Raw genomic sequence first — 24,362 nt, forward strand, 5'->3', positions numbered from 1 at the left:
TTTTTCTAAAGGGATTTTTGTTCGAAATTAAGGGTTTATTATGAATTCTCAAGAGAAATAGTCTAAATGAACGTTAAAATAGCTTCTTCCTGGAAAGAGAAATTATCCGATGAATTTGAAAAGCCCTATTTTGATTCCCTGGCGGCATTTGTAAAAAGTGAATACCAACAAAAGCAGGTTTATCCTGCAGGAGGTGAGATCTTCAATGCATTTGACCATTGTCCTTTTGATAAAGTGAAAGTGGTAATATTGGGCCAGGATCCCTATCATGGCCCAGGGCAGGCCCATGGCCTTTCCTTTTCTGTCCGTGAAGGTGTGCCTTTTCCGCCATCTCTGCTAAATATCTTCAAGGAATTAAAGCAAGACCTTGGCGTGGATATTCCCTCGCATGGGAATTTGGAGCGATGGGCAGCGCAGGGCGTGCTGCTACTCAATTCCACTCTTACCGTGGAAGCGCATAAGGCAGGTTCCCACCAAAAGAGAGGTTGGGAAGAGTTTACCGATGCGGTGATCAGCAAGCTGGCCGAAGAAAGGGAGGGGCTGGTATTTTTGCTTTGGGGAGCCTACGCCCGAAAAAAAGCCGCTTTTATCTCTGATCAAAAGCACCTCAAACTGCATGCACCCCATCCAAGTCCGCTTTCAGCACATAGAGGGTTTCTAGGGTGTGGGCATTTTAGCAAAGCCAATGATTACCTGCGTCAACGTGGAATGACACCAATCAACTGGTGAGGGCTGCAGGAAACGATCAAGCACTAAAAATCGAACAAAAAAGGCGGTAAAGCTATCGATGCTTCCCGCCTTTTTTGTTGGTTTGGAATTTATTTATCAAATGGTTAGTCAATCCCTTTAAAGAACCTCTCCCAACGGATCTTGCTGAACATGCTCTTATGCTTATCAAGGGACAGCCATAAGAACCACGCCTTGCCTACGATGTGATCTTCCGGAACAAATCCCCAAAACCTGGAGTCAAGGGAATCATGCCTGTTGTCACCCATCATAAAGTAGTAATCCTGTTTGAAGGTGTAGGTGTCTTGCTTTTTGCCATCAATGAAAAGCTGATTGGCTTCTATCTGAAGGTTTTCGATGCCTTCATAATGACGGATGGTAAAGGCGTAACGGCGAACATTGTCTGCTGTCAAATCGATCGTCCAGCCTTTTGCCGGTACGGTAAGCGGGCCGAAGTTATCCCTGTTCCAGCCATAATATGCGCCGTCAGGGTAAATTTCAGGATCACCATTTCCTTCCTCATACACCCGAAGGTTAACTTCCTTGATGACGGGAGATTCTTCCAGTTTTTTGGCAATTTCCGGAGTGGTGAACACCACATATAGGCCATTGTAGGGGTGGAATGAGTCCTGATTGATGTCAAATTTCTCAAAGAATTCCGCGTTCAACATTCTGCTAGGGACAACATCATACGAATATTGCATCCCCTCAGGGTTTTGAGCAGGTGTGCCGTTGACGGAGAGCTGGGCATCATGAATTTCAATGACGTCACCAGGGGTGCCCACTGCACGCTTAATATAGTTGGTTTTCAGGTCCACGGGATGTTCAAATTCCGTTGGATAATTGAAAACCACGACATCGTTTCTGTCTACACCGCTAAATCCCGGCAGCCTGTAGTAAGGCAGCTGGATGGCATCAGAATAGGAAGGAATATCCGTTCCCCAGATTTTTTGATGGGTAAGTGGTACCTGCAGTAGCGTTTGGGGAGTTCTGGTACCATAATGCATTTTACTCACAAATAGGAAATCACCCACTAAAAGGGACTTTTCCATGGAGGCCGTAGGGATGGTAAATGGCTCTAAAAATAACCATCTTATTAAACTGGCAGCAATGACTGCAAAAACCAGCGCGTCCAACCACTCCCTAACAGGGCCTTTTTTCTTTTTTTCTGAACTCATGTTTTTTCAATGATTTATTAGAAGGTAAGGTAGTCGTCCATGGACAGTACACCTTTTTTGTCTTTGATCCACTCAGCTACCAAAACTGCGCCAAGCGCAAAGCCCTTTCGGCTATGAGCGGTGTGTTTGATCTCAATATCGTCGATTTCTGATTGGTAGGTCACAATATGCGTTCCCGGAGCAGGATCGATCCGCTTGGCGGTGATGGGGAGGCTGTGTTCGTTACCGTTCACATCTTTGTCCAGATCCCAACGCTTTACCCTGTCCACTCGGTCAATGATCGATTCGGCCAAGGTAATGGCCGTACCACTAGGGGCATCCTTCTTTTCAGTATGATGGATCTCTTCCATCTTTACCGTATATGCTGGCTGCTCATTCATGATTTTGGCCAAAAAGCTGTTTACTTTGAACAGGATGTTTACGCCGATGCTGTAATTTGAGGCATAGAAAAATGCGCCGCCATTGGATAGCGTCAGGCGTTCGATTTCTGGTTTTTTATCGAGCCAGCCAGTAGTGCCGCAGACTACAGGGATATTGTGCTTGATCGCCCATGAGAGGTTCTGTACAGCTGCATCAGGCTGACTGAATTCGATGGCCGCGTCTACCTTGGTGGTATCCAGTTTATCAAGTTCATGGATGTTGCTTTCGTCAATTTTCGCGGCAATGGTATGGCCTCTTTCTTCGGCAATTTGCGAAATGATTTTGCCCATTTTGCCATAGCCTAAAATCAATATGTTCATTTCGGTTATTTAAATTGTATTTTAAATGATAATCCTATTGCATTCCTACTTGCATAGGTGGGTTCTACAGAAGGTTCTAATTTAAAGGTCAGGTCATTTGACACGTCAAAGCCGGATAAATGGGCGTCCACTAGGGCGTCCACGATATTGAGCGCGTAAATGGCCGTAAAAATCAAATAGCAGGCATCTCGGTTTCGTCGCCAATAGTCGACATTCCTGATAAGCCCATCTTCGTTCAGGTTCGGGAAAATATTGTCGGTACTTTCGTCATCATCTCGGTAGATGGTCAAGGCCTCCTTGAATATTTGATATCGTCTGTTATTAAACTCTACAAAGTAAGCAGTAGTGATGATTCCACCATAAATAATCGGAACTTTCCACATTTTCTCGTTATATACCTGTCCTGCACCGGGGAGGATGGCGGATAGAAGTGCTGCTTTTTTGGGGTCTTTGATGTCGTCCTTGTTGATGTTGATTTCGACCTGCTCTGTGGAGTCTGGCGCAATAGCCCTTACTTCCTGACCAAGCACGGGGCTTTGGAAAAGGAGAAATAAAACAAAAACAGCAATAGTTTTAACATGAAAAACTATTGCCTTGATGTTTTGGTCAGTAATATGCGTGAGGGCAATATGGTGCACACTAAATGATCTCTAGAATTTCTAAAATGCGATTCAGGTCATCGGTAGAGCCAAAAGGAATTTTTATTTCTCCTTTATCTTTATGATCCATTTTGAGGCTGACCTTTGTGCCCAGGTGGGAGGCAAGCTTTTGCTGGAGTTTTCCGAGTTCGTATTTCTTTACGGGATCCAGGTCTGGTTTGTTGGAAATGGTTTTTTCTTCTTCACCATCCTCATGGAGTGCTTTTACCAAAGCTTCCACTTTTCTGACACTGAGTTCCTCCTCAAGGGTCTTACGGTAAATGGCCAACTGCTTGTCCACATCTTCCACATTGATCAATGCTCGGGCATGGCCCATGGAGATTTTTTTGTCTCTGATGCCCGCCTGGATATCCGGTGGAAGTTTTAGCAGACGAAGGTAGTTGTTTACGGTCGTCCTGTTTTTTCCCACGCGGTCCCCAAGCTGTTCTTGCTTGAGTTCACATTCGGAAAGCAACCGCTGATAAGAATGGGCGATTTCCAAGGCATTTAGATTTTCCCGCTGGATGTTTTCAATAAGGGCCATTTCCAGCATTTGCTGATCATTGGCCGTTCTGACATAGGCAGGTACCATGGTGAGGCCGGCAAGCTTGGAAGCCTGAAAACGCCTTTCTCCGGAGATCAACTGGTATTCGTTATCGGAGAGTTTTCTTACCGTGATAGGCTGGATGATACCTTGAACGGTGATGGAGTCCGCAAGTTCCTGTAATGCGTCCTTGTCAAAGTGGGTTCTTGGCTGATAGGGATTGACCTGGATTTCATCCAAAGGGATCTCATAAATTCCTGCCTCAGGGCGAGCCTGCTCTTGGACTTCATCTTTGGGCTCTTTGTTTGGAGAGTCCTGCAGCAAAGCCCCCAGGCCCCTTCCCAATGCTTTTTTCTTATTTGTTGTGGTTTTTTTATTATCAGCCATAATTGTTCTGAGATGTTAATTCATTTTTACCAATCCATTACGTTCTGCGATTTCATTGGCGAGATTTAGGTAAGACAGTGCTCCCTTACCTTCTGCATCAAAAGCAATTGCAGGAAGTCCGAAGCTTGGCGATTCCCCCAATTTAACGTTTCTAGGAATGATCGTATTAAAGACCATGTTCTTGAAATGCATCTGGACTTCTTCTACCACCTGATTGGATAGACGAAGACGAACATCATACATGGTCAGCAATATCCCCTCTATTTCTAAGTCGGGATTTAGCCGGGTTTGGATAATTTTTATGGTATTGAGTAACTTGCCCAAACCTTCCAATGCGAAATATTCGCACTGCACTGGGATAATGACAGAATTGGCAGCGGTGAGGGCATTGATCGTGATCAGCCCAAGAGATGGAGAACAGTCTATGATGATAAAATCATATTGGTCTTTTAAAGGTTCTACCACCTCCCGCATTTTTTCTTCCCTGTTTTCTATATTGATCATTTCTACTTCTGCACCCACCAAGTCAATATGGGAAGGAACCAGCTCAAGGTTGTCGATTTCAGTTTTGATGACAATGGAGGAAATGTCCACCCCATCGACCATACATTCATAAATACTGTTTTCGATTTCTTTAGGGTCTTGTCCCAATCCGGAAGTGGTATTGGCCTGAGGATCAGCGTCAATGACCAACGTCTTAAATTCCAGTACCGCCAGACTGGCAGCAAGGTTCATTGCGGTGGTCGTTTTTCCCACTCCTCCTTTTTGATTGGCGATAGCTACGATTTTTCCCATTGGTGTCAAGTAGTGATTTTTGGTCAATATTAAGCATAAACATTTCGAATACAGCGAGATTTACATTTTTTAAGAATTCCCGAGACGGGTAATTTAACCGTTGTTTTTAAGAATTCTCTTCCTTTTAAACAAAACACGTATTGTTTTGCTATTCAAGAACCATGTCGCTACATCTCTTCCAAAATGTTAATTTCACGCAACACAAAGATATAAGTTTAATCCTTACATGAAATAGTTTGTTTTCCACAATGGCATGTGGATAGGTTTAACGATTTGATTTATAACGCTCTAAAAGCCTCTACTATCATAAAATGTCACCAAGATGATTCAAAAAAAGGTGGCTTTTGAAGGCCACCTTTTGAATTAGGATTTAAATCCCTTTTATTTTTTCTTTTTGTTTGCTTCGGCTGCTTTCATGGCGTCTTCTAACCGTTGCTGGAATTTTGACTTCTTTTTATTGGCGTTTTTCTTTTTGTTTTTCTCGATTTTCTCACGGATTTTATCATCATCCACAAATCGCTTGATGATGGCTTGCTGGCCGAAAGTAACCATGTTCGAAACAAAGTAATAAAAACTCAATGCCGCAGGGTAGGAGTTCAATACAAACATAAAGGTTACTGGCATGATATAGCCCAGGTTCTTCATAGGGCCTTGTGCAGCTGTCAGCTGGTTGTTGAATCGGGTATATACGATTTGGGATACCGTCATCAACAAGGTGAACAGGCTGACGTGACTTCCATAAAAAGGAATGGTAAAGGGCAAGTTTATGATGGAATCATATGTGGACAGGTCATGTGCCCACAGGAAGCTCTCTTGGCGCAGTTCGATGGAATTTGGGAAGAAAAAGAACATGGCAAACAAGAACGGCATCTGTAAGATCATTGGCAGACAGCCGCTGATAGGGCTTACACCAAGCTGACTGAAAAGCTTCATCTGCTCTTGCTGCTGCTTGGTAGGGTCATCAGGATACTTTTCCTTTAGCTCATCAATTTCCGGTTTGATTACCCGCATCTTGGCCATGCCAATGTAAGACTTGTAGGTCAGTGGGAACAAAAACAGTTTGATGATGAATACGATCAGGATAATGATTACACCATAATTACTGATGATCTTTTCCAAGTAGTGGAAAAGGTTGACAATGATGTATTTGTTTACCCAGCTTACAAAGAAATAGCCCATGTCCACATTCTTTTCAAAATCTGGCGTGACCTTCTTTAGGATTTTATAGTTGTTTGGCCCAAAATAATAGCTATTGCTAGCTTGACCATTCTCCAATGGCAGGGAAAGGCTGGCGGTCATGTTTTTGACCGACATGGTGTCCGTAGGAACAGTCTGCTCCAAGCTTACCTCCGTAAACTGATCCGGAGCAATGATGCCTGCGGTAAAAAAGCGCTGCTTGAAAGCTACCCATTTGATCGGCTCGCTGGGTCGTTCCGCATCTTCATCTGATGACGCACTCAGGTAGTCATAATCTCCTTCAGTGGTGTAGAAGTTTACGTACGTTTTACGTCTTGATTCACTGATGTCCGCTTCTTGCTTCTTTAAGCGATCTTCCCATAGGACATTAATGTGTTGGTCTGAGAGACTGCTAAGCCCGTTGGTCTTGATCTGTTGATCGACCACATATTTGCCATCAGGCAGGGTGTAGGTTCTGGTGATGCTGCCCGAGGCGGTCGTAGCCTTGAAAGTCAATTGCTGGGCAGGTGTTTCGTCTACCGTTACAGTGCTTTTTTCTCCAACAAAGTAAAATTGGTTTAGGCTCATAGGGCCTTTGTTGGTCTGAATTTGGTAGTCGATCGAGGCGCTCTGCTCATCCATTAAGATTAATGGTTGCTTGGCCCAGGTCTTATAGTTCTTTAATTCGACACTTTTTATTTCACCGCCTTTGCTAGAAAAGGTGATTTTTACAAGTTCATTTTCCAGTACTACCGATTCCTCTTTTCCCTCTACCAAGGAAGAGAATTCACCAAATTGCTGTTGGTTTTGTAGATTTTTGACACTGTCTGGAAGTGCTGGGGTGGAGGGTTCAGCAGTCTGTTTTGAAGCGCTATCATCCTGTACTTCAGTGGAGGTAGTGCTTTGCTCATCTGTGACCGGCTCTGGAGAACTGAAAAAGAATGAGTAAATCAGTAGCACGGCTGCGAAAAGGATTAGACCTGTCGCTTGATTTCTATCCATAGTTATTTAATTCAGAAAACCATCAAAGGGCAATAAAAGCCCTTTGATGTATTTTGCTTTAGTTATTGTTCTTTTTATTGTCCAGGGTGGCTTGGATAAACCGTACAAAAAGTGGGTGCGGATTCAGCACCGTGCTTTTATATTCTGGGTGAAATTGTGTACCTACGAACCATGGATGGTCTTTTAGCTCTACAATCTCTACCAAGCCACTTTCCGGGTTGATGCCTGTCGGCACCATTCCCTTCTCTTTATATTGTGTTAAGTAATCGTTGTTGAATTCATAGCGGTGCCTGTGCCTTTCCTGTATCTTGGCCTTGCCATAAGCAGCACTTACCTTGGTGCCCTTGGTGAGTTCACAAGGATAGGAGCCCAGTCGCATGGTACCTCCCATTTGCTCCACGTTTTTTTGCTCTTCCATTAACGAAATCACCGGGTGCGGTGTCTCGGGATTCATTTCTATGGAGTTGGCATCGGCCAAACCAAGGACGTTTCTGGCAAATTCGATCACCGCTACTTGCATTCCCAAGCAAATTCCGAAAAACGGAATTTTATTGGTACGGGCAAATTTAACAGTTTCCAGCTTACCTTCAAGTCCCCGCTCTCCAAATCCAGGTGCTACAAGGATCCCGTCAAGTTCCGCCAGCTTCTTCGCTACGTTTTCTTTTTCGATTTCCTCTGAAGAAATCAGGGAAAGGTTGACCTTGGTTTCGCAGGCCGCTCCTCCGTGGGTAAAGGATTCGATGATGGATTTATAGGCATCAGGCAAGGAAATGTATTTCCCGATCAAGCCGATATTGACTTCTTGTGTAGGGTTTTTAAGTCTGCCTAAAAATTCTTTCCACAGTTCCAGCTTCGTGTCGGACTTTGAAGGAAGTTTCAGTTTGGTCATCACCCGTTCGTCCAGCTTTTCCTTCTTCATATGAAGCGGGACATCATAAATGGTTTCGGCATCCATGGCTTCGATGACGCAGTTTAGCTGTACGTTACAGAAAAGCGCTAGCTTTTTCTTTACATCGAGCGGAAGGTGGTGTTCGGAACGACATACCAGAATGTCCGGCTGGATCCCTGCCTCTAGCAGTTGTTTTACCGAATGCTGGGTAGGTTTGGTTTTCAGTTCCTTGGCAGCGGAAAGGTATGGAATGAGCGTAAGGTGGACGACGAGGAAATTATTGGGTCCCAAGTCCCATCGTGCCTGCCTCACCGCTTCAATAAACGGAAGGGACTCGATATCCCCCACACAGCCGCCAATCTCGGTGATGACGACATCGTAATTTCCTTCTTCCCCAAGCTTGTAAAAACTGTTTTTGATTTCATCCGTGATATGCGGAATCACCTGAACCGTCTTTCCCAAGAATTCTCCTTTTCGTTCTTTGGTAATGACGTTGTTGTAAATTCTACCCGTGGTCACATTGTTGTCCTGAGAAGTGTTGGTGTTCAGGAAACGCTCATAATGCCCCAGATCCAAATCGGTTTCTGCGCCGTCCTCCGTGACGAAGCATTCGCCGTGCTCATAAGGATTGAGCGTACCTGGATCAATGTTCAGGTAAGGGTCGAATTTTTGGATGGTAACTTTAAATCCTCTGGACTGAAGCAGTTTTGCCAGAGATGCAGCAATGATTCCTTTGCCTAATGAAGAAGTAACTCCCCCTGTAATAAAGATATACTTAGTGGGTGATGCCATAAGAATGTTATAATGTTTTGTTTGAATTCCTATGGGGCTCAAAATTAAATAAAATTATTGACTTGAGGGAGGAGGTTTGGATTAAAATTTTGTTTTCCCCTCGTAATGGCCCCATAAACCTTCTGACGGACATTTTAGATGCCTGATGGATTAATTAGTGTTTGATAATTAGGTGGTTACACATCAAAAGAGGCCACCTACCGAAGTAGATGGCCTCTTTTGATATGCACTTGTGGCACTATTATTTTGAGAACTCTTTCTTAAGCTCTTCCACATCCACATTCTTGATTACAGGCTTAGCGTTAAGCTGTTTGATCTTGATTACACGGGTAACCTGTCTTTGCCTGTTTCTTCTCGCTTTTCTTTTTAATGTAGTAACTGCCATATCGTATTCAAATTTTTGTTCTGATCCAAATTGAAGTGCAAAGATAGGTAAAATATTTGTATCTTCATTGAATTGTTTTGGAAAAATGTTGTCGAGAGGTTTTCTGAAGGAGATGGTCATGTAAATGCAAAAAAAATACGGACTACTTCATAAAGTATTTTAATTTTGGCGTTCAATAAAACTAAAGAAGGAATGGAAGTAAAGACCATTGTTGAGGAATTGAGGGAAAAGGGACGTGTCTGTGTTCTGGAGGGAAGCGGGAAACCGGTTCAATTGATCGTTCCAGAGCATTTTCAGGAGACGGATGATCCGAAGGCCATTTTTCTGCTGGTGGACCTGTTTCAGATAAGGGCATTGGCGGGACAATTTTCTGAAATCGCACTTGATATAATTGAATTTGCCACCAAACCTACCGTGTATACTTCCTGGGCCAGTGACCTGCTGCAGCAAGGACCCGTCCATGAGGCTAAGGTGAAGTTCGGGATCTTGAAAAAGGGGTTTTGGAACAATATCGTTTTTAGTTTTAGCAGGCCATTGGTGGTCCAGCATGGAAAGGAAGAGGAAGCTATCGGGAAAGTTTCTGAGAAGTTCCCCTTGTTCCAAAATGATGTAAAAAGACTTTTTCTGAGTGCAGATGGAGATGTAAAAATAGGGGAATGAACTTAACCAAAGAAATAGCACCGTTTGAAGTGGTCAAAAGAGTAGGCGAGTGTGCGGATGCGTTAGGCTTGGAAGCCTATGTGGTAGGGGGATTTGTACGAGACTTGTTGCTGAAAAGGAAAAATAAAAAAGCCAAGGACATTGATTTTGTCTGCGTGGGCAGCGGAATAACCTTGGCCAAAGAGGTGGCAGCTTCTTTTGGGGAGCATGTTCCGTTGTCCGTGTTCAAGAATTTTGGTACGGCCATGATCAAGCTGGAGGATTGGGAATTGGAGTTTGTGGGGGCGAGGAAAGAGTCCTACCGACACGATTCCAGGAAACCCATCGTGGAGGATGGAACGCTCCAAGAAGATCAGGAACGCCGCGACTTCACCATAAATGCCATGGCCATTTCCATTAACAAGGCCAATTATGGTGAATTGGTGGATCCATTTGATGGTGTCAGGGACCTGAAAAGAAAACTGATTCGGACACCACTGGATCCGGATACGACCTTTTCTGACGATCCGCTGAGAATGCTACGGGCAGTTCGTTTTGCCGCACAGCTTGATTTTGATATCGAGCCCGCGACATTTGATGGACTTATCCGGAATGCCGAGCGGCTGAAAATCATATCCGGTGAACGTATTATTGGCGAACTTAATAAAATTATCCTTTCAGAAACGCCTAGTTATGGGTTTAAGCTGTTGTTTGTGAGTAAACTTCTTCATCAGTTTTTTCCGGAAATGGTGGATTTACAGGGGGTGGATTCCGTGGGGGACAAGTCCCATAAGGATAATTTCTACCATACGTTACAAGTACTGGATAATGTCAGCACCACCACGGATAATTTATGGTTGCGATGGGCGGCCATCATGCACGATATTGCCAAACCAGCAACCAAGCGCTTCAATAAGAAAGTAGGCTGGACTTTTCACGGGCATGAGGATAAAGGGGCTCGGATGACCCCGAAAATCTTCAGAAAGCTGAAATTACCAATGGATGAGCGCATGAAATATGTGCAGAAATTAGTAAGATTGCATTTGCGGCCCATTGCATTGGTCAATGATAAGGTGACCGACTCGGCGGTAAGAAGACTGCTGTATGAGGCTGGTGATGACGTAGATGACCTGATGAAGCTGTGCAGGGCGGACGTGACTTCCAAGAACCCTAACCGGGTAAAGCGTTTTCTGGCCAACTTTGATAAAGTGGAGCGGAAAATTCAGGAGGTCGAAGAAAAAGACCATGTCAGAAATTTCCAACCTCCCGTATCCGGGGAGGAGATTATGGAAATATTTGGCTTGTCACCATCAAAAATAGTGGGAGAGCTAAAGGAAGAAATAAAAGAGGCTATATTAGAAGGCCAAATTGAAAACAATAAAGACCAGGCCATACAGTTAATGTATAGACTGGCCAAAGCAAAAGGTATTACCAAAAAGGAAAATTAGTAATTAAGCGTATGAATAAGTTTAAAATCGCAGCCTTGGCGCTGTTTATGATTTGTTTGGGTGTAAAGGCCCAGGATTCTACTACCACTGCAGTAAAAGACAGTAGCAAAGCGGTTAAAGATCAGGGTGCTTTGCGGATTTACCAAATGGCTTTGCGCTACAATGATCCTTCTGTAGCTAAAAACAAGTTGTATGAGTTGATTGTGCAAAATCCTGAAAATCCACGCTATGCAGAGCTCTTGGCTTCACTGTACTATGAGATGGAGCAGTTTAGCTCAGCCGCACTGGTGGCCCTTGATATCCTGAAGGTGGATGACCAGAACATTCCCGCACTGGAGATAGCGGCATATTCCTTGGAGCAATTAGGGGCGCTGGACAGGGCCTTACCGCACTTTGAATCTCTACATTTATTGTCTGGAGATATGTTCAGCTTGTATAAAACGGCTTACTTACAGTATTCCCTTAAGAAGTATGATGAGGCGCTTAATTCGGTGGAGATGTTGGTGAAGAACAATAAATCTGAAGAGCAAAAGCTGACCTTCCCTCTTGAGGACAATTCCACACAGGATGTAAGCATGAAAGCGGCGGCATTAAATCTAAAAGGTTTGATCTACAAAGATCAAGGCGCTACTTCAGAAGCCAAGACAGCATTCGAAGCAGCCTTGGCAAATGAACCGGAATTCGCGATTGCCAAGAAAAATCTTAGTGATCTGAATAAATAGTATAAAGAGCATCAAACAAAAAAAGCCCGGGAGAATGCCCGGGCTTTTTTTTACCTGGATTTACTTAAACTCAGGGGTTGGTTCGATCATTTGGCCAAACCTGAATTGATGTCGGATACTGTTGTCTACTTTAAGCGATTCGCCTGTAAAGGTACGGGCATTTGCTCCGGTAGTGTTACCGAAAATAGCGTCAATTGCATCACTTAACATTTCCTCGTTTACATCACCCAGGGGCAGAATGTTAAAGTTGTTCGCAAATTCATCAGATGTGATGTCAGGAACAAAGCCCGTGGCGTAATCAGATTCGTCGTTTTTGTTATAGCTTTGCGAAATAATCGGTAAGAGGCCATACTCATTTTCCTCGTTTTCGGTGTCTTGGATGGTGATGGAGCCTACATTTTTTCCATAGGTGGTTTCGCCAATGACCACCACATCCATATAAGGCCTCAATCCGTTAATGATCAGTTCACTTGCAGAAGCAGTATTGCCCGTAGCGAGCACATAAAGCTTTCCAGAGGATATTTGGTTTCCTATGTTTTGGGATTTATCAACGAACTTGGTATTGAAAAAATCAGTGCCATAGGTCTGTTGATAATAGGATTGTACCAAATCATTGTACTGGGTGTAGTAAAAGATGTCTTGGTTAGTAATGCCTTTGCCAATAAGACTGGCCAGATGCACGGCACTGGAAGTGTATCCACCGCCATTATAGCGCAGGTCAAGTACCAATTCATCTACTCCATTTGACTTGAATGCTGCAAAAATTTCTTCAAGTTGTTGGTCATATACGCCGTAGCGGATGTTTTCTGATTCCAACTCTTCACCGGGAGCAAAGAAGTTGTATACGAGATATCCGATCTTTTTATTTTCTAAAGTGTATATGCTGTCCAAAAGGATGGGGTTTTCGGCTAATTCTACCACAGAAAGAGACAAAGGGGCTTCTGCGAGCATTTCAAATTGTCCATTGTCTTTATTGAGCCGTCTGATGTCCAATGTATGGACTTCTCCGGTGCTTTGGATCAAAGAGGAATAATTGGTAGTCGTTATCTGGATACCATTTATTTCGAAGAAACGGTCATTTCTTTTTAAGCCGGCCTGTTCGGCTGGACTTCCTTTTTTTACATAGGTGATGACACCAAATACGTCATTGGAGTTACTGCTTGCGCGAACCAATTGAAATTGATATCCAGCTTCTTTTTGGACGCCCTCCAAGCGCTTCACCAATTCTTCATAATTGGGGTAAATCACTGAAAATCGATCTTGGTTTACCAATAAGGCATCAAAATATGCTTCGGGATCAGCATCCAAAGAAATGGGATCATTCATGGTATCTGTCCAAAGATAAACCTCCTCCATCACGGCTTGAATCCATTCGTTAATGACCACATCGGGGTCTTCAGTAGGTTCCGGGCCATTGTCTGGCTTTGGATTAGGTTCCATTTCTCGGTCTGAACATGAAATGGATAAACTGGCCATAAATACTAGGGCAATTAGCCAGCGGTATGTAGTAAATATTTTCATAAGTGCTAAATTTAATTTCTACTTTTCCAAATATAGCTTCTGCATTAAGTCAATATAAGACATATAAAGATATCATAATATAGCATACGTAAAAAAAACAAAAATCAGCAGTGATTTTTGTGCGTAGTAATAAGTGCTTGTATAGGCAGCGATGGCGGTTTTTAGGGGGGGAATATTCCTGAAAAATTATATGGTCGCGAAAAATACCCCAAAAAGGGTATTGTATTAACTGCAAAGCAGTGGTAAATTTGCAAAGGATAAAAGGAATAAACTACTTGAAAATGTGTGTAATCCGAATTTTTTTCGGAAAAGAATCTACTATGTGTAGAATGTTTGTGTAAAACTTCTACAGCCCTACAATTTATAAAATGGAATGGGTTTCGTGTTCTATCGGAGTAGGAAGATTTTTAAATTTAATGGCACAGTAGTTGGCAAAAAGATATAAGTATCACCCGCGAAAAGAATATCGTCTTTATTAAACCAAGTGCATGTATATGTTTCAACTCTCTACCATTCCAATAGCCTTTTTTATCGGGTTATTAATCATTCCCGTCATTATCAAAGTAATCAAAAGAACCAATATTCTGGATGTTCCTGGAGGCAGAAAGATCCATAAGGAAGCCATACCCTCCATGGGAGGTATTGGGATCGTAATCGCGATGTTAATGAGCCTTGTCATCACCATGGATTGGCAGCAATGGTCAGATGTCCGTTTTTTAATGATGGGGTTCGGGGTGATGTTTTTGGTAGGATTAAGGGATGACTTGGTTGAATTGACTGCAATGCAAAAACTCTTGGGGCAGCTTTTGGCCATTGGCTTGGTAGTGGTCTTGGGAGATATCAGAGTGAGTGGTTTTTATGGGTTTTTGGGCATAGAGGAGCTGCCGGTTTGGGTGAGTTATGCACTGACGATTTTTGTTATAATAGGGCTTACCAACGCTTTCAATTTGGTGGACGGCCTGGACGGTCTAGCGGGAACGTTGAGTTTGATTTCCTTTTTGTTTTTGGGAGGATGGTTTCTCGCGGCAGGATTTCTTACTTATGGAATGATTGCTTTGGCCTGTTCTGGAGGGGTTTTGGCATTTATGGTATATAATTGGCATCCGGCCAAAATTTTTATGGGAGATACCGGATCCCTGACATTGGGTTTTATACTAGCGGTGCTCAGTGTGTTTTTCGTCGAGGCTAATGGCCAAATACTTTCACCTGCCCATTTTATGCGATTTGAAGCGCCCATCACTGCGGGCCTGGCATTGGTGTTGGTTTCTTGTTTTGATACTTTGAGGGTGATGGTCAAGCGCGTAAGAAGAGGAAGACCTCCCATGGCAGCTGACAAGTCCCATGTACATCACTTTTTGTTAAGGTCAGGCTTGCGTCATGATCAGGTAGCACTGGTTTTAGGGGGGATTAAACTGTTGTTTTTATGCATGGTTGTTTCCATGGCTGATTTTTCGGACAATGTGTTGTTACCGATGGTATTGGGGACAGTAGTGGTGCTGTGCATGACGTTGGATGCAGTAACCCTGCGAAAGGTGAAAAGGATCGCTCGACAATCTCCGGGAGTATTGGCCACAGCAAGTGAACAAGAGAAAAGACGAGAGTTAAAAGAAGAGCCTGTTTAAGTTGAATGCGGCGAAGGCAAAACCCAGGTTAAATTCCATCATCATGGTCATCGTTCCGAGGCAAATGTAGAATGGAAAAGGGGCGAGCTTAAACGGTATTGCCTTCAGGCTTAATGCAGAAAGAAGGTCAAGTAATATGCTTGTTTTGATGCTGCTGTGATGGCTGTCTTGCCATACCGCATCCGCACCCAAAAGGAATGCACTGCCTTTTCTCCTCTTGGGGCATTAAACTAAGGCTTGTTTCATTTTGATCTTTTCGGTAATGCTATCCCAAAGCTGTAAACGGTGTTGAAGTGCTGCTTTGGCAGTATCCAAACACTCCGTCCATTTTTCGGAATCGTCGCCACAGAGCTCAGCGATCATTTGCATGGAAAGTGGTCCATGTTCATCTCCATCCAGTTCGATATGTCTGTTGAGGTAATAAAGGAGTTTGCTGTACGAGCGGTTGTCATTTTGTTCTGCTTCTTTGGTGATCTCGATAAACATGTCTGGAATCAAGTCTTCCCTGCCGAAAGTAAAGGCCGAAGCAATGAGATGGGGCTTTCCTGTAGCAATCACTTTAAAGGTGAAATTGACAAAATCCTGCACCGCTATATCCGCCCCCACCGTGTCAAGGGCTTCTGTTACCGTTTTTTGCTGGGATAGCAAAAAGGTGAAATGTTGGATTTTTGGTGTATGGGCACCTGTTTGGTGCATCGCATCCAGGTACATTTCGAAGTGGCTTTTGGTTTCCCCTTTTTCATTTACATCAGTTTCCTCACCCAATACGATTTCATTGATAAACCTGGCCACGCTGGGATTGGGGGCGGGAAGCCAGGGGACCGCTACACAGGTAAGCTCCCGCTGCAACGCCTTCAGCAAGGACATAAAGTCCCAGACGGCATAGACATGGTCTTCCATGAAGGTGTTGATGTCTTCTAAAGAGCTTAGTTGTTGATATAAGGGATGCTGTGATAGCTTACGTTTGAGGGGAGCTAAGGCAGTTTCGATGTGCTTTATTTCTTCCATAGGGTTTTAAGGATGATCGGAGCAATAGTGTTCTTAATTCCATGCAAAATTAGTGAAAAGTTAATTGGTCCAAACATAAGGCACGAAAAAGAACGGTGCTAATGGCTGTTTCCGTTGAAAGGATTGAAATTTCTGCTTCCTACGCTCATGCCTACAGCCCTACAAACGGTTTTTTCTCCATATTTTACATTGATACGATCCAGGGCCTGGTAGAGCTTGATGCTGTCTTCTGTGTCTTCAAAAAGGTTGATCTGGTAATGCCCATGTACCAGGGCACTGAACCTGATGCCTATCAAACGGATAAGCATTCGGCGGTTGTAAAGTTTTCTGAACAGGTCCTTGACTACCGGCAAAAGGGTGTGGTCCGCTGCGGTGTACGGGATACGTTGTTGCATGGTATGGGTGTCAAAATCCGAATAGCGGATTTTGACACTTGCGCAGCAGGTGAGTTGATGGTTTTTGCGCAGCTTGGTTGCCAGCTGTTCGGTCATGGCGACTAAGGTGGCCTCGAGCATTTTTACATCAATGGTGTCTTGGCTGAAGGTGTTTTCGGTAGAGATGGATTTTGCTTCAGAATAGGGCACTACCAGGCTTTTGTCGATCCCATTGGCCTTGTTCCATAGTAATTTTCCGTTTTTGCCAAAAGCACTTTCCAGCAGTTCTTGTGGCATGGTTTGCAGCGTTTGGATCTTTTTTACCCCCATTCCGTAGAGGCTGTGGGCAGTCTTTTCGCCGATCATCGGGATTTTTCTTATCGAGAGAGGGGCCAAAAAAGGTTTTTCACTGCCATAAGGAACCTCTTTTTCGTTGTTGGGCTTGGCTTCTCCAGTGGCTACCTTGGATACGGTTTTGTTTTCAGAAAGCCCCAATGAAATGGGAAGCCCTGTTTCCTTGATGATTTTTTGGCGCAATTCGTGGGCCATTTTAAAACAGCCGAAAAAACGGTCCATTCCGGAATAATCAATGTAAAACTCGTCAATGGAGGATTTCTCGAATAAGGGAACGCTTTCGCGAATGATCTCGGTGATTTCATGGGATTTTTGACTGTAGCGTTCACTGTCGCCCCTGATGATCAATGCTTCAGGACAGAGCTGTCTGGCGGTCCGCATGGGCATGGCCGAGTGGATGCCGTACACGCGGGCTTCGTAGCTGCATGAAGCCACGACGCCTCTATCTCCGGTGCCGCCAATGAGAATGGGCCTCCCCTTAAGCCTGTTGTCAAAAAGGCGCTCGACGGAAACAAAGAATGAGTCCAAGTCCATATGGACGATACTTCGTTTATTTGCAGTGACCATAACGTTTATATTATGAATAAAATTAAGTTTATTATATAAACTTCTCAAGTGTAACCACCAAGGTATTGGGACACTTACTGTCTTTTTGAGGGCTAGAAAGGAAGTGTTTTTGTAGGGAAAAGGGAAATGGTGTCATAAAAATGCTGGACGGTTTTTGACCAAATAGGGTTATGGATAACTTTACTAGAATGCAACTATTCACCTATGATGGATGTTGGAGAGGTATGTTTTATCCATTATTTTTAGATTTGATATATGGAAGCTATTCGTATTATTCCTTTTACTCCTACGCTGCAGCCTTATTTTGAAGCAATCAACAAGGCTTGGATCAATGAACATTTCACCTTGGAACCGGTTGATATAGCCGTTTTGGAAAATCCCCAAGAGAATTTGCTGGATAAAGGCGGTGCGGTGATTTTTGCGGTATTGGAGGAGGAGATTGTAGGTACCGTGGCCTTAAAGGAGCATGCTGCCGGCGTTTATGAAATGACCAAAATGGGAGTGGTTCCTGCAGCTCAGGGCAAGAAGGTAGGTTGGGCCCTGGCAATGGCCATCTTGGAGGTAGCCAGGGGAATGGGAGGCCGCAAAGTGGTGCTCTATAGCAGCAGAAAGCTGATCCCTGCGATCAATATGTACCGAAAAATGGGATTTAGAGAAGTGGTACCCGAAGCAGGGAAATATGCCCGGTGTGATATTAAAATGGAAATAGACCTTTGATGAAAAACCAGGAGAAACCAGAAATCGTAATTCGGGGAGGCACCATTGCAGAAGTGCTCTCCCTGAGCGTGGCCATACCGGAGTTTGAGCAGCCTTATGGGGACGAAGCTTATGCTGAGCGGTTGAAGAGTAATCCCCATTTGATTCTGGTGGCCGAGTATGGGGGGAAGCTCGTGGGGTTTAAGGTGGGCTATGCCACGGACGAAAAGACCTTTTATTCCTGGATGGGGGGAGTGTTGCCGGCATTTCGGCGCAATGGCATAGCGGGAATCCTAGCGGAAGTACAGACCGACTGGGCGAAGAAATCGGGCTATCAAAAGCTGGTGTTCAAAACCAGGAACATCCACAGCGACATGATTCGGTTTGGGCTGAAACGAGGGTTTATGATTACCGAGCTGATCAAGCGGGACAAGCCGGAGGACCATAGAATTATCATGGAAAAAAAGATTTAGGGAGAACCAGCCTGATTATCAGGCCTGCATAAATAACCAAAGATTTTTTGAAGAATAAATGTTGATTGATCCCTTGGAGTAAAAAGGATATCTTTCTACTTTTGCAAACCTATCCTGCGCACGTGGTGAAACTGGTAGACACGCCATCTTGAGGGGGTGGTGCCCTATGGGCGTGGAGGTTCGAATCCTCTCGTGCGCACAAAAAGGCCTTTCGGTAATTACCGAAGGGCCTTTTGTGTTTTTTGGAGCTAGGCAGAAGAGGGAAACATGTTCTTTTTTGGTTTCTATTTGGCTACGGATGAACGTTGATAAACACAGATAGGAAGCTTAAGGTATTGCAAATCTGTGTTCATCCCTTTTATCCGTGGCTTAAAATAATTTTAATAAAAAGGCCAAAAGCCCCAAAGGGCTCCCAAATGGTTCGGATTTATAATCCGGTTAAAGGAGGATGGCAAATCCCGAGAAGCGTGGTGCATGATGAATTTCCAAGCGCATTACAAATGCCTTGCTCGGTAAGTCGCTCGTTGCAAACGAGGGTTTGTCAGGAATAAAAAATCGATTTAGCTATTAGTGCACGTGCCTTAGTTTAATATTGATGTTTTTGTTTTCTTTCGAAAAGGGTAAAAAACTTCCATTCGGTTTCTTTTGACACAGAGATTGAAAACTTGTATTAATATTTTTAATTTTATGGTTTTACTTTTTTAAAAAAATAACTAAATAGAGGCCTCGTTATTCTATTTGCAAGGTAGTACCTGATTTAATCCCCTTTATCGTTATGTGGAGACATCTTAGCTTTTCGTCATTACTGAAATATCCGTTGTTTGTGTTTATGTGCCTAGGGATGGCATTTTTGGCCTATGGGCAGGAGGAAAGTGAGCCTTTGTACAAACAGGCCACTGTTCCGGTGGACCAACGGGTGGAAGACCTTTTGGGCAGGATGACACTGGAGGAAAAAGTGGGGCAGCTGTCTACCTTGCTTGGATGGAAGATGTATGAAAAAAGGGACGATCATGTCAAGGTCAGCAAAGCCTTTGAAGAGGCGGTGCAGCAGCAACATATCGGTATGCTGTGGGCGACTTTGCGAGCAGATCCCTGGACACAGAAGACATTGGTCACGGGCCTGAACCCCAAGCAAGCAGCGGAAGCAACCAATGCCATGCAAAAATATGTCCTTGAAAATACCCGTTTGGGAATTCCGATGATGTTGGCCGAGGAATGTCCGCATGGGCACATGGCCATAGGCACGACGGTTTTTCCTACCTCCATCGGTCAGGCAAGCACGTGGAATCCTGCGCTCATCCAGGAGATGGCGGCAGCGATTGCTTTGGAGGCCAGGCTGCAGGGAGGACATATTGGCTATGGGCCGGTGCTGGACCTGGCGAGAGAGCCCCGGTGGTCTCGTGTGGAGGAGACATACGGAGAAGATCCCTATATCAATAGCCAGATGGGAAGGGCCATGGTGAGTGGGTTTCAAGGGGAGAGCATTGCATCTGGAAAAAATGTGATTTCAACGCTAAAGCATTTCACAGCCTACGGGGTGCCCGAGGGGGGGCATAATGGGACCAGCGTAAGTGTGGGGCAGCGGGAGCTGCATGAAAGTTATTTGCCCCCATTCAAGGCAGCGGTAGCGGAAGGGGCACTTTCCGTCATGACAGCCTATAACTCCATCGATGGTGTGCCGTGTACCTCCAACGGACATTTGTTAAATGATGTCCTCCGTGATGATTGGGGATTTAATGGTTTTGTAGTTTCCGATTTGGGCAGCATTAGCGGTCTGCGTGGCAGTCACCATGTGACAGAAACGGCAGAAGGAGCGGCACAATTGGCCATTAATGCCGGAGTGGATTCGGATTTGGGCGGTTATGGGTTTGGGAAGAACCTCTTGGCGGCTGTTCAGGCTGGTGGCGTTTCCCAAGAGGTGTTGGATGAAGCCGTACGCCGGGTGTTGAAGGTGAAGTTTGATATGGGGCTTTTTGAAAATCCTTATGTGGATCCTTCAAAGGCAGAAAGCCTCGTAAGATCAGCCAAACACATTGCGTTGGCGCGAAAAGTAGCCCGTGAATCCGTGGTGCTTTTAAAGAATGAAAATGATCTTCTTCCCTTGCGGAAAAAGGTAAATAGCATAGCAGTTATCGGCCCGAATGCCGATAATACGTATAACCAGCTAGGAGACTATACCGCTCCCCAGCCGAATGAAAATGTGGTGACGGTTTTGGAAGGGATAAAAAATAAAGTAGGCAAGGATGTTCGGGTGAATTATGTCAAAGGATGTGCTATCCGTGATACCACCCAAAGTGAAATTGGCAAAGCAGCATCTTTGGCCGCTCGGTCTGATGTGGCGGTAGTGGTGCTGGGCGGATCAAGTGCACGGGACTTTGATACAGAATATGAAGAAACCGCAGCGGCGAAAGTCAGTGAGGCGGAAGAAGGTCAGGTGATCAGTGATATGGAGAGTGGGGAAGGTTTTGACCGGATGACACTGGACCTGTTGGGTGATCAGCTCAAATTGGTGCAAGCTGTTCAGGCCACTGGTACGCCTGTTGTGGTGGTATTGATCAAGGGACGTCCGCTAAACCTCAACTGGATAGATGAACATGTGCCGGCAATTGTCGATGCTTGGTATCCAGGACAGGAAGGAGGCAATGCCATTGCAGATGTGCTTTTTGGGGATTACAATCCTTCCGGAAGATTGACCATCTCTGTGCCACGGTCTGTTGGGCAATTACCGGTGTTTTATAACTACCGGAATCCAAAGCGGCACGATTATGTGGAAGGCAGTGCTGAGCCGTTGTATGCTTTTGGGCATGGCTTGAGCTATGCGGATTTTGAATATGATAACCTGGAAGTCACGGCTTCCGGAATGGCAGGATCCCCCACGGTAAGGGTACACTTTCAAGTGAGCAATATCAGCAATGTAGACGGTGAAGAAGTGGTGCAGCTGTATGTCAGGGATGAAGCTGGCAGTACCGTAAGGCCTTTGCTAGAACTGAAGCGGTTTGAAAAGGTGATGGTGCCGGCTGGGGAGTCCAGCAAAATCACGTTTATGTTAACGGCTGAAGACCTGCAGGTTCTTGGACAGGATATGAACTGGTTAGTGGAGCCCGGAAGTTTTCAGGTGTTGGTAGGCCGTTCTTCCAGGGATATCCGTCTGGAAGGGAAATTTATCTTGGAGTGATTTGGTTTGATAAGGATAAAAAAAAGTGAATGTTTGGCCAGGCCGACAGCTATGGGAATGCATTCCTTTGGGAAAAGCCTCTTTGGTCAGTAATTAGTTGTAATATGTTAAAAGGAATTTATTTATTCTGCGGTCTTTTTCTTCTTTTGTCGGGATCTTTTGCTCAGTCTATTCCGGACATGGGAAAGCAATTCCCGATCATTCCATTCCCTGCTCAATTGGAGGCAGGACAAGGGGAGTTTCAGCTGACGGCTTCCACCGCCATCGTGGTAAAGGCAGGCAAATTAGACCTGTCCAATGAAGTGGCGTTTCTCAAAGAACTCCTGACGGCTCAACGGCTAGAAGCCCATACGGCTGAAGAAGGAGGAATCGTTTTGGCTTATTCGGATGCGTTGGATCATAAGGAAGGGTATCGCTTGGAGATCACACCAACGCAAGTGTTGATAGAGGCAAGCACCAATGCAGGCTTTTTTATGGGCATCCAGACCTTGGGGCAATTGTTTCCAGTGCAGTTGGAGAAAAGGGAAAAAGGACCACTGTCCCTGCCAGCGGTAAAGATAGCAGATGCCCCAAAATACAAGTGGAGAGGCATGCACATTGATGTGGCCCGCCATTTTTTTACGAAGGAATATATCCAGAAATTTATAGATCGCCTGGCCCGTTATCATTTTAATAAGTTGCACCTGCATTTGACAGATGACCAAGGCTGGCGGCTGGAGATCAAACAATTGCCAAAACTTACCGAAATAGGGGCGTGGAGGACGTTTAACAATCACGATTCCATCTGTTGGGAACGAGCTAAAACCAATCCGGATATGGAAATCGATGCTTGGAATATCAAAGAAGTGGATGGTAAAGAAGTGTATGGAGGCTTTTATACCCAAGCAGAAATGAAGGAAATCATTGCCTATGCTGCAGCGCGGCACATTGAAGTGATTCCTGAAATCGATATGCCGGGCCATATGAATGCTGCCGTTAGGGCTTATCCGTATTTGACGGGCGACCAGAAGACAGACTGGGGGGAATTGTTTAGCAGCCCGCTCAATCCATGTCAGGAAAGTACCTATGCATTTGCCGAAAGCGTGTTGGATGAGGTGATGGAATTGTTCCCAAGTGAATATGTTCATATTGGCGCTGATGAGGTGGACAGGGAGTTTTGGGGAACTTCCATGTGCAAACAATGGATGGAGGACCATGGCATTGAGGATGTGGACAAGCTCCAAAGCTACTTTGTTAACCACATGGAAGCCTATGTGAAATCGAAAGGCAAACAGCTCATCGTTTGGGATGATGCTTTGGCCGGAGGCATTAGTCCTACCGCCCATGTGATGTATTGGCGTAGTTGGGTAAAGGATGCTCCGTTCACCGCGGCTAATAATGGCAATGACCTTATCATGAGCCCTGTGGGTGGAGGGCTTTATTTTGACTATGCCCCGGATAAGAGCACTCTCCGTAAAGTATATACCGTGGATATTGTTCCTGAAGGATTTACAGCTGCTCAGGCAGAAAAGGTGATCGGTGGTCAAGCCAATATTTGGACCGAATATATTCCGTCCGAGGCACGGGCTGATTATATGTACATGCCCCGGATGACGGCTTTGGCAGAGCGTGTATGGTCGGATCCCAATGATTTTGATGGCTACTCTTCACGGCTAAATGCGCATTATGCCTGGATGCAACAGCAGGGAATCAATTACCGACTGCCTGATTTGACCGGTATTGCGGACATGAACATGTTCGTGGGCAAGGGAACCTTGGAAGTTGCCGCACCGGTAGATTTCCTTGAGATCCATTATACCACTGATGGGACCGACCCTGAGGTAACTGATCCTGTATTGGACAAGCCCCTAAGGGTTCGCAAGGATACAGATTTTAAAATTGCGGCTTTTGGTCCTACTGGAAATCGGGGAGATGTATACGAAGTGCCTTTTAGGAAAACGACTTACCTCAAGGGCAAAAAGGTGAAAGATGTGCAGCAGGGATTACAGGTGGCTTTTCATAAGGGTACTTTCGAGCAAACAGCCCTGATGGACGACCATACACCAGATGAAACCAGGGTGCTGGATAAGCTGCATATTCCTTCGGATCTCGGTCAGGGATCGTTTGGAATGGAGTTTACCGGGTATATCCATGTGCCAGAAAAGGGGATTTATGATTTTATCCTGACCAGTGACGATGGCAGTAAACTTTATATCGGTGGCAGGGAGGTAGTCGACAATGACGGTTTTCATTCAGCCAAAGAGGTGAGCGGGCAAGTTGCCCTCAAAGCAGGCTACCATCCTTTTGAACTGGATTTTATCGAAGGGGGAGGTGGCTATACCCTGATGCTTGAATACCTTGATAAAGCCGGAATCCGGAAACCAGTGCCCGCTGATTGGCTGGTAATAGAGAAGTAAAATAGTGCTCACAAGATATAAGCTGAAAAAGCCCAGCAGCTGAGCCCCGGTCATGATGCTATGAAAGTGGGGATACGTTTCAAACGGGGGCAATGAAAGCTGGCAATCAAATCAT

General features: G+C 44.8%; 20 protein-coding genes and 1 tRNA gene. 10 read left to right on the forward strand and 11 right to left on the reverse strand.

Translation table 11 applies throughout. The features are described from left to right. Nucleotides 1–66: 66 nt before the first annotated feature. The gene (ung, locus tag ECHVI_RS11660; protein WP_015266197.1) at nucleotides 67–729 is read left to right on the forward strand and encodes a uracil-DNA glycosylase; all 663 of its coding nucleotides are present in this window, start codon (nucleotides 67–69) and stop codon (nucleotides 727–729) included. Between the two features lie 104 nt (nucleotides 730–833). On the opposite strand, the gene lepB is transcribed toward ung, so the two are convergent. The 8 genes from lepB to ECHVI_RS11700 form a co-directional block, all read right to left on the reverse strand. Further along, the gene (gene lepB, locus ECHVI_RS11665) at nucleotides 834–1,904 is read right to left on the reverse strand and encodes a signal peptidase I (protein WP_015266198.1); all 1,071 of its coding nucleotides are present in this window, start codon (nucleotides 1,902–1,904) and stop codon (nucleotides 834–836) included. A 17-nt stretch (nucleotides 1,905–1,921) separates the two neighbouring features. Then, entirely contained in the window at nucleotides 1,922–2,644 is a 723-nt protein-coding gene (gene dapB / locus ECHVI_RS11670) for a 4-hydroxy-tetrahydrodipicolinate reductase (RefSeq protein ID WP_015266199.1), read from the reverse strand. A gap of 5 nt (nucleotides 2,645–2,649) precedes the next feature. Then, entirely contained in the window at nucleotides 2,650–3,174 is a 525-nt protein-coding gene (locus tag ECHVI_RS11675) for a DUF5683 domain-containing protein (protein WP_015266200.1), read from the reverse strand. Between the two features lie 109 nt (nucleotides 3,175–3,283). After that, nucleotides 3,284–4,213: a ParB/RepB/Spo0J family partition protein gene (locus ECHVI_RS11680; protein ID WP_015266201.1), complete on the reverse strand. Its 930-nt coding sequence runs from the start codon at nucleotides 4,211–4,213 to the stop codon at nucleotides 3,284–3,286. Between the two features lie 15 nt (nucleotides 4,214–4,228). Continuing rightward, complete coding sequence (locus ECHVI_RS11685; RefSeq protein ID WP_015266202.1) at nucleotides 4,229–5,008, reverse strand: ParA family protein; 780 nt, start codon at nucleotides 5,006–5,008, stop codon at nucleotides 4,229–4,231. 381 nt (nucleotides 5,009–5,389) lie between these two features. Further along, the gene (gene yidC / locus ECHVI_RS11690; protein WP_015266203.1) at nucleotides 5,390–7,186 is read right to left on the reverse strand and encodes a membrane protein insertase YidC; all 1,797 of its coding nucleotides are present in this window, start codon (nucleotides 7,184–7,186) and stop codon (nucleotides 5,390–5,392) included. Between the two features lie 58 nt (nucleotides 7,187–7,244). Continuing rightward, the gene (locus tag ECHVI_RS11695) at nucleotides 7,245–8,867 is read right to left on the reverse strand and encodes a CTP synthase (protein ID WP_015266204.1); all 1,623 of its coding nucleotides are present in this window, start codon (nucleotides 8,865–8,867) and stop codon (nucleotides 7,245–7,247) included. Nucleotides 8,868–9,108: 241 nt separating this feature from the next. Beyond that, nucleotides 9,109–9,372: a hypothetical protein gene (locus tag ECHVI_RS11700; RefSeq protein WP_015266205.1), complete on the reverse strand. Its 264-nt coding sequence runs from the start codon at nucleotides 9,370–9,372 to the stop codon at nucleotides 9,109–9,111. A 72-nt stretch (nucleotides 9,373–9,444) separates the two neighbouring features. On the opposite strand from ECHVI_RS11700, the gene ECHVI_RS11705 reads away from it, so the two are divergent. From ECHVI_RS11705 to ECHVI_RS11715, 3 genes are read left to right on the forward strand one after another with little or no spacing between them, the layout of a single operon-like run. Continuing rightward, nucleotides 9,445–9,912: a hypothetical protein gene (locus ECHVI_RS11705; RefSeq protein WP_015266206.1), complete on the forward strand. Its 468-nt coding sequence runs from the start codon at nucleotides 9,445–9,447 to the stop codon at nucleotides 9,910–9,912. After that, nucleotides 9,909–11,339: a CCA tRNA nucleotidyltransferase gene (locus tag ECHVI_RS11710; protein ID WP_015266207.1), complete on the forward strand. Its 1,431-nt coding sequence runs from the start codon at nucleotides 9,909–9,911 to the stop codon at nucleotides 11,337–11,339. The genes ECHVI_RS11705 and ECHVI_RS11710 overlap by 4 nt, the downstream gene beginning before the upstream one ends. Nucleotides 11,340–11,350: 11 nt before the next feature. Next, nucleotides 11,351–12,061 carry a tetratricopeptide repeat protein gene (locus ECHVI_RS11715; RefSeq protein WP_015266208.1) on the forward strand — a complete coding sequence of 237 codons (711 nt, stop codon included), beginning with the start codon at nucleotides 11,351–11,353 and terminating at the stop codon, nucleotides 12,059–12,061. Between the two features lie 60 nt (nucleotides 12,062–12,121). Here ECHVI_RS11715 and ECHVI_RS11720 read toward each other — a convergent pair whose 3' ends face one another. Further along, nucleotides 12,122–13,582 (reverse strand): S41 family peptidase, encoded by a 1,461-nt coding sequence (locus ECHVI_RS11720; protein ID WP_015266209.1) that lies wholly within the window; start codon nucleotides 13,580–13,582, stop codon nucleotides 12,122–12,124. Nucleotides 13,583–14,070: 488 nt separating this feature from the next. On the opposite strand from ECHVI_RS11720, the gene ECHVI_RS11725 reads away from it, so the two are divergent. Beyond that, a complete protein-coding gene (locus ECHVI_RS11725; protein ID WP_015266210.1) occupies nucleotides 14,071–15,204 on the forward strand; it encodes an MraY family glycosyltransferase in 1,134 nt (377 codons plus the stop codon). A gap of 225 nt (nucleotides 15,205–15,429) precedes the next feature. On the opposite strand, the gene ECHVI_RS11735 is transcribed toward ECHVI_RS11725, so the two are convergent. Then, nucleotides 15,430–16,212: a DUF3050 domain-containing protein gene (locus tag ECHVI_RS11735; protein ID WP_015266211.1), complete on the reverse strand. Its 783-nt coding sequence runs from the start codon at nucleotides 16,210–16,212 to the stop codon at nucleotides 15,430–15,432. Nucleotides 16,213–16,310: 98 nt separating this feature from the next. Continuing rightward, nucleotides 16,311–17,507, reverse strand: coding sequence for a DNA polymerase IV (dinB, locus tag ECHVI_RS11740; RefSeq protein WP_015266212.1), 1,197 nt, complete (start codon nucleotides 17,505–17,507; stop codon nucleotides 16,311–16,313). Between the two features lie 255 nt (nucleotides 17,508–17,762). Here dinB and ECHVI_RS11745 point away from each other — a divergent pair, with 255 nt between their 5' ends. From ECHVI_RS11745 to ECHVI_RS11765, 5 genes are all read left to right on the forward strand, one after another. Further along, a complete protein-coding gene (locus ECHVI_RS11745; protein WP_015266213.1) occupies nucleotides 17,763–18,224 on the forward strand; it encodes a GNAT family N-acetyltransferase in 462 nt (153 codons plus the stop codon). Next, nucleotides 18,224–18,676, forward strand: coding sequence for a GNAT family N-acetyltransferase (locus ECHVI_RS11750; protein ID WP_015266214.1), 453 nt, complete (start codon nucleotides 18,224–18,226; stop codon nucleotides 18,674–18,676). Before ECHVI_RS11745 ends, ECHVI_RS11750 begins: the two co-directional genes overlap by 1 nt. Nucleotides 18,677–18,792: 116 nt before the next feature. Next, nucleotides 18,793–18,875, forward strand: a tRNA-Leu gene (locus ECHVI_RS11755). Nucleotides 18,876–19,451: 576 nt separating this feature from the next. Then, the gene (locus tag ECHVI_RS11760; RefSeq protein WP_015266215.1) at nucleotides 19,452–21,851 is read left to right on the forward strand and encodes a glycoside hydrolase family 3 N-terminal domain-containing protein; all 2,400 of its coding nucleotides are present in this window, start codon (nucleotides 19,452–19,454) and stop codon (nucleotides 21,849–21,851) included. A 179-nt stretch (nucleotides 21,852–22,030) separates the two neighbouring features. Next, nucleotides 22,031–24,247 (forward strand): family 20 glycosylhydrolase, encoded by a 2,217-nt coding sequence (locus tag ECHVI_RS11765; protein WP_245553297.1) that lies wholly within the window; start codon nucleotides 22,031–22,033, stop codon nucleotides 24,245–24,247. Nucleotides 24,248–24,362 lie beyond the last annotated feature (115 nt).

This window comes from Echinicola vietnamensis DSM 17526 (assembly GCF_000325705.1).
GTDB lineage: Bacteria > Bacteroidota > Bacteroidia > Cytophagales > Cyclobacteriaceae > Echinicola > Echinicola vietnamensis.

Excerpts from the sequence above, each read along its gene's own strand:
- ECHVI_RS11680 (WP_015266201.1), bottom strand. The coding sequence starts at position 4,213 with ATGGCTGATAATAAAAAAACCACAACAAATAAGAAAAAAGCATTGGGA.
- ECHVI_RS11695 (WP_015266204.1), bottom strand. The coding sequence starts at position 8,867 with ATGGCATCACCCACTAAGTATATCTTTATTACAGGGGGAGTTACTTCT.
- ECHVI_RS11750 (WP_015266214.1), top strand. The coding sequence starts at position 18,224 with ATGAAAAACCAGGAGAAACCAGAAATCGTAATTCGGGGAGGCACCATT.
- ECHVI_RS11765 (WP_245553297.1), top strand. The coding sequence starts at position 22,031 with ATGGGAAAGCAATTCCCGATCATTCCATTCCCTGCTCAATTGGAGGCA.
- ECHVI_RS11710 (WP_015266207.1), top strand. The coding sequence starts at position 9,909 with ATGAACTTAACCAAAGAAATAGCACCGTTTGAAGTGGTCAAAAGAGTA.
- yidC (WP_015266203.1), bottom strand. The coding sequence starts at position 7,186 with ATGGATAGAAATCAAGCGACAGGTCTAATCCTTTTCGCAGCCGTGCTA.
- dapB (WP_015266199.1), bottom strand. The coding sequence starts at position 2,644 with ATGAACATATTGATTTTAGGCTATGGCAAAATGGGCAAAATCATTTCG.
- lepB (WP_015266198.1), bottom strand. The coding sequence starts at position 1,904 with ATGAGTTCAGAAAAAAAGAAAAAAGGCCCTGTTAGGGAGTGGTTGGAC.
- ECHVI_RS11725 (WP_015266210.1), top strand. The coding sequence starts at position 14,071 with ATGTATATGTTTCAACTCTCTACCATTCCAATAGCCTTTTTTATCGGG.
- ECHVI_RS11700 (WP_015266205.1), bottom strand. The coding sequence starts at position 9,372 with ATGACCATCTCCTTCAGAAAACCTCTCGACAACATTTTTCCAAAACAA.
- ECHVI_RS11735 (WP_015266211.1), bottom strand. The coding sequence starts at position 16,212 with ATGGAAGAAATAAAGCACATCGAAACTGCCTTAGCTCCCCTCAAACGT.
- ECHVI_RS11745 (WP_015266213.1), top strand. The coding sequence starts at position 17,763 with ATGGAAGCTATTCGTATTATTCCTTTTACTCCTACGCTGCAGCCTTAT.
- ung (WP_015266197.1), top strand. The coding sequence starts at position 67 with ATGAACGTTAAAATAGCTTCTTCCTGGAAAGAGAAATTATCCGATGAA.
- dinB (WP_015266212.1), bottom strand. The coding sequence starts at position 17,507 with ATGGTCACTGCAAATAAACGAAGTATCGTCCATATGGACTTGGACTCA.
- ECHVI_RS11685 (WP_015266202.1), bottom strand. The coding sequence starts at position 5,008 with ATGGGAAAAATCGTAGCTATCGCCAATCAAAAAGGAGGAGTGGGAAAA.
- ECHVI_RS11715 (WP_015266208.1), top strand. The coding sequence starts at position 11,351 with ATGAATAAGTTTAAAATCGCAGCCTTGGCGCTGTTTATGATTTGTTTG.
- ECHVI_RS11705 (WP_015266206.1), top strand. The coding sequence starts at position 9,445 with ATGGAAGTAAAGACCATTGTTGAGGAATTGAGGGAAAAGGGACGTGTC.
- ECHVI_RS11720 (WP_015266209.1), bottom strand. The coding sequence starts at position 13,582 with ATGAAAATATTTACTACATACCGCTGGCTAATTGCCCTAGTATTTATG.
- ECHVI_RS11760 (WP_015266215.1), top strand. The coding sequence starts at position 19,452 with ATGTGGAGACATCTTAGCTTTTCGTCATTACTGAAATATCCGTTGTTT.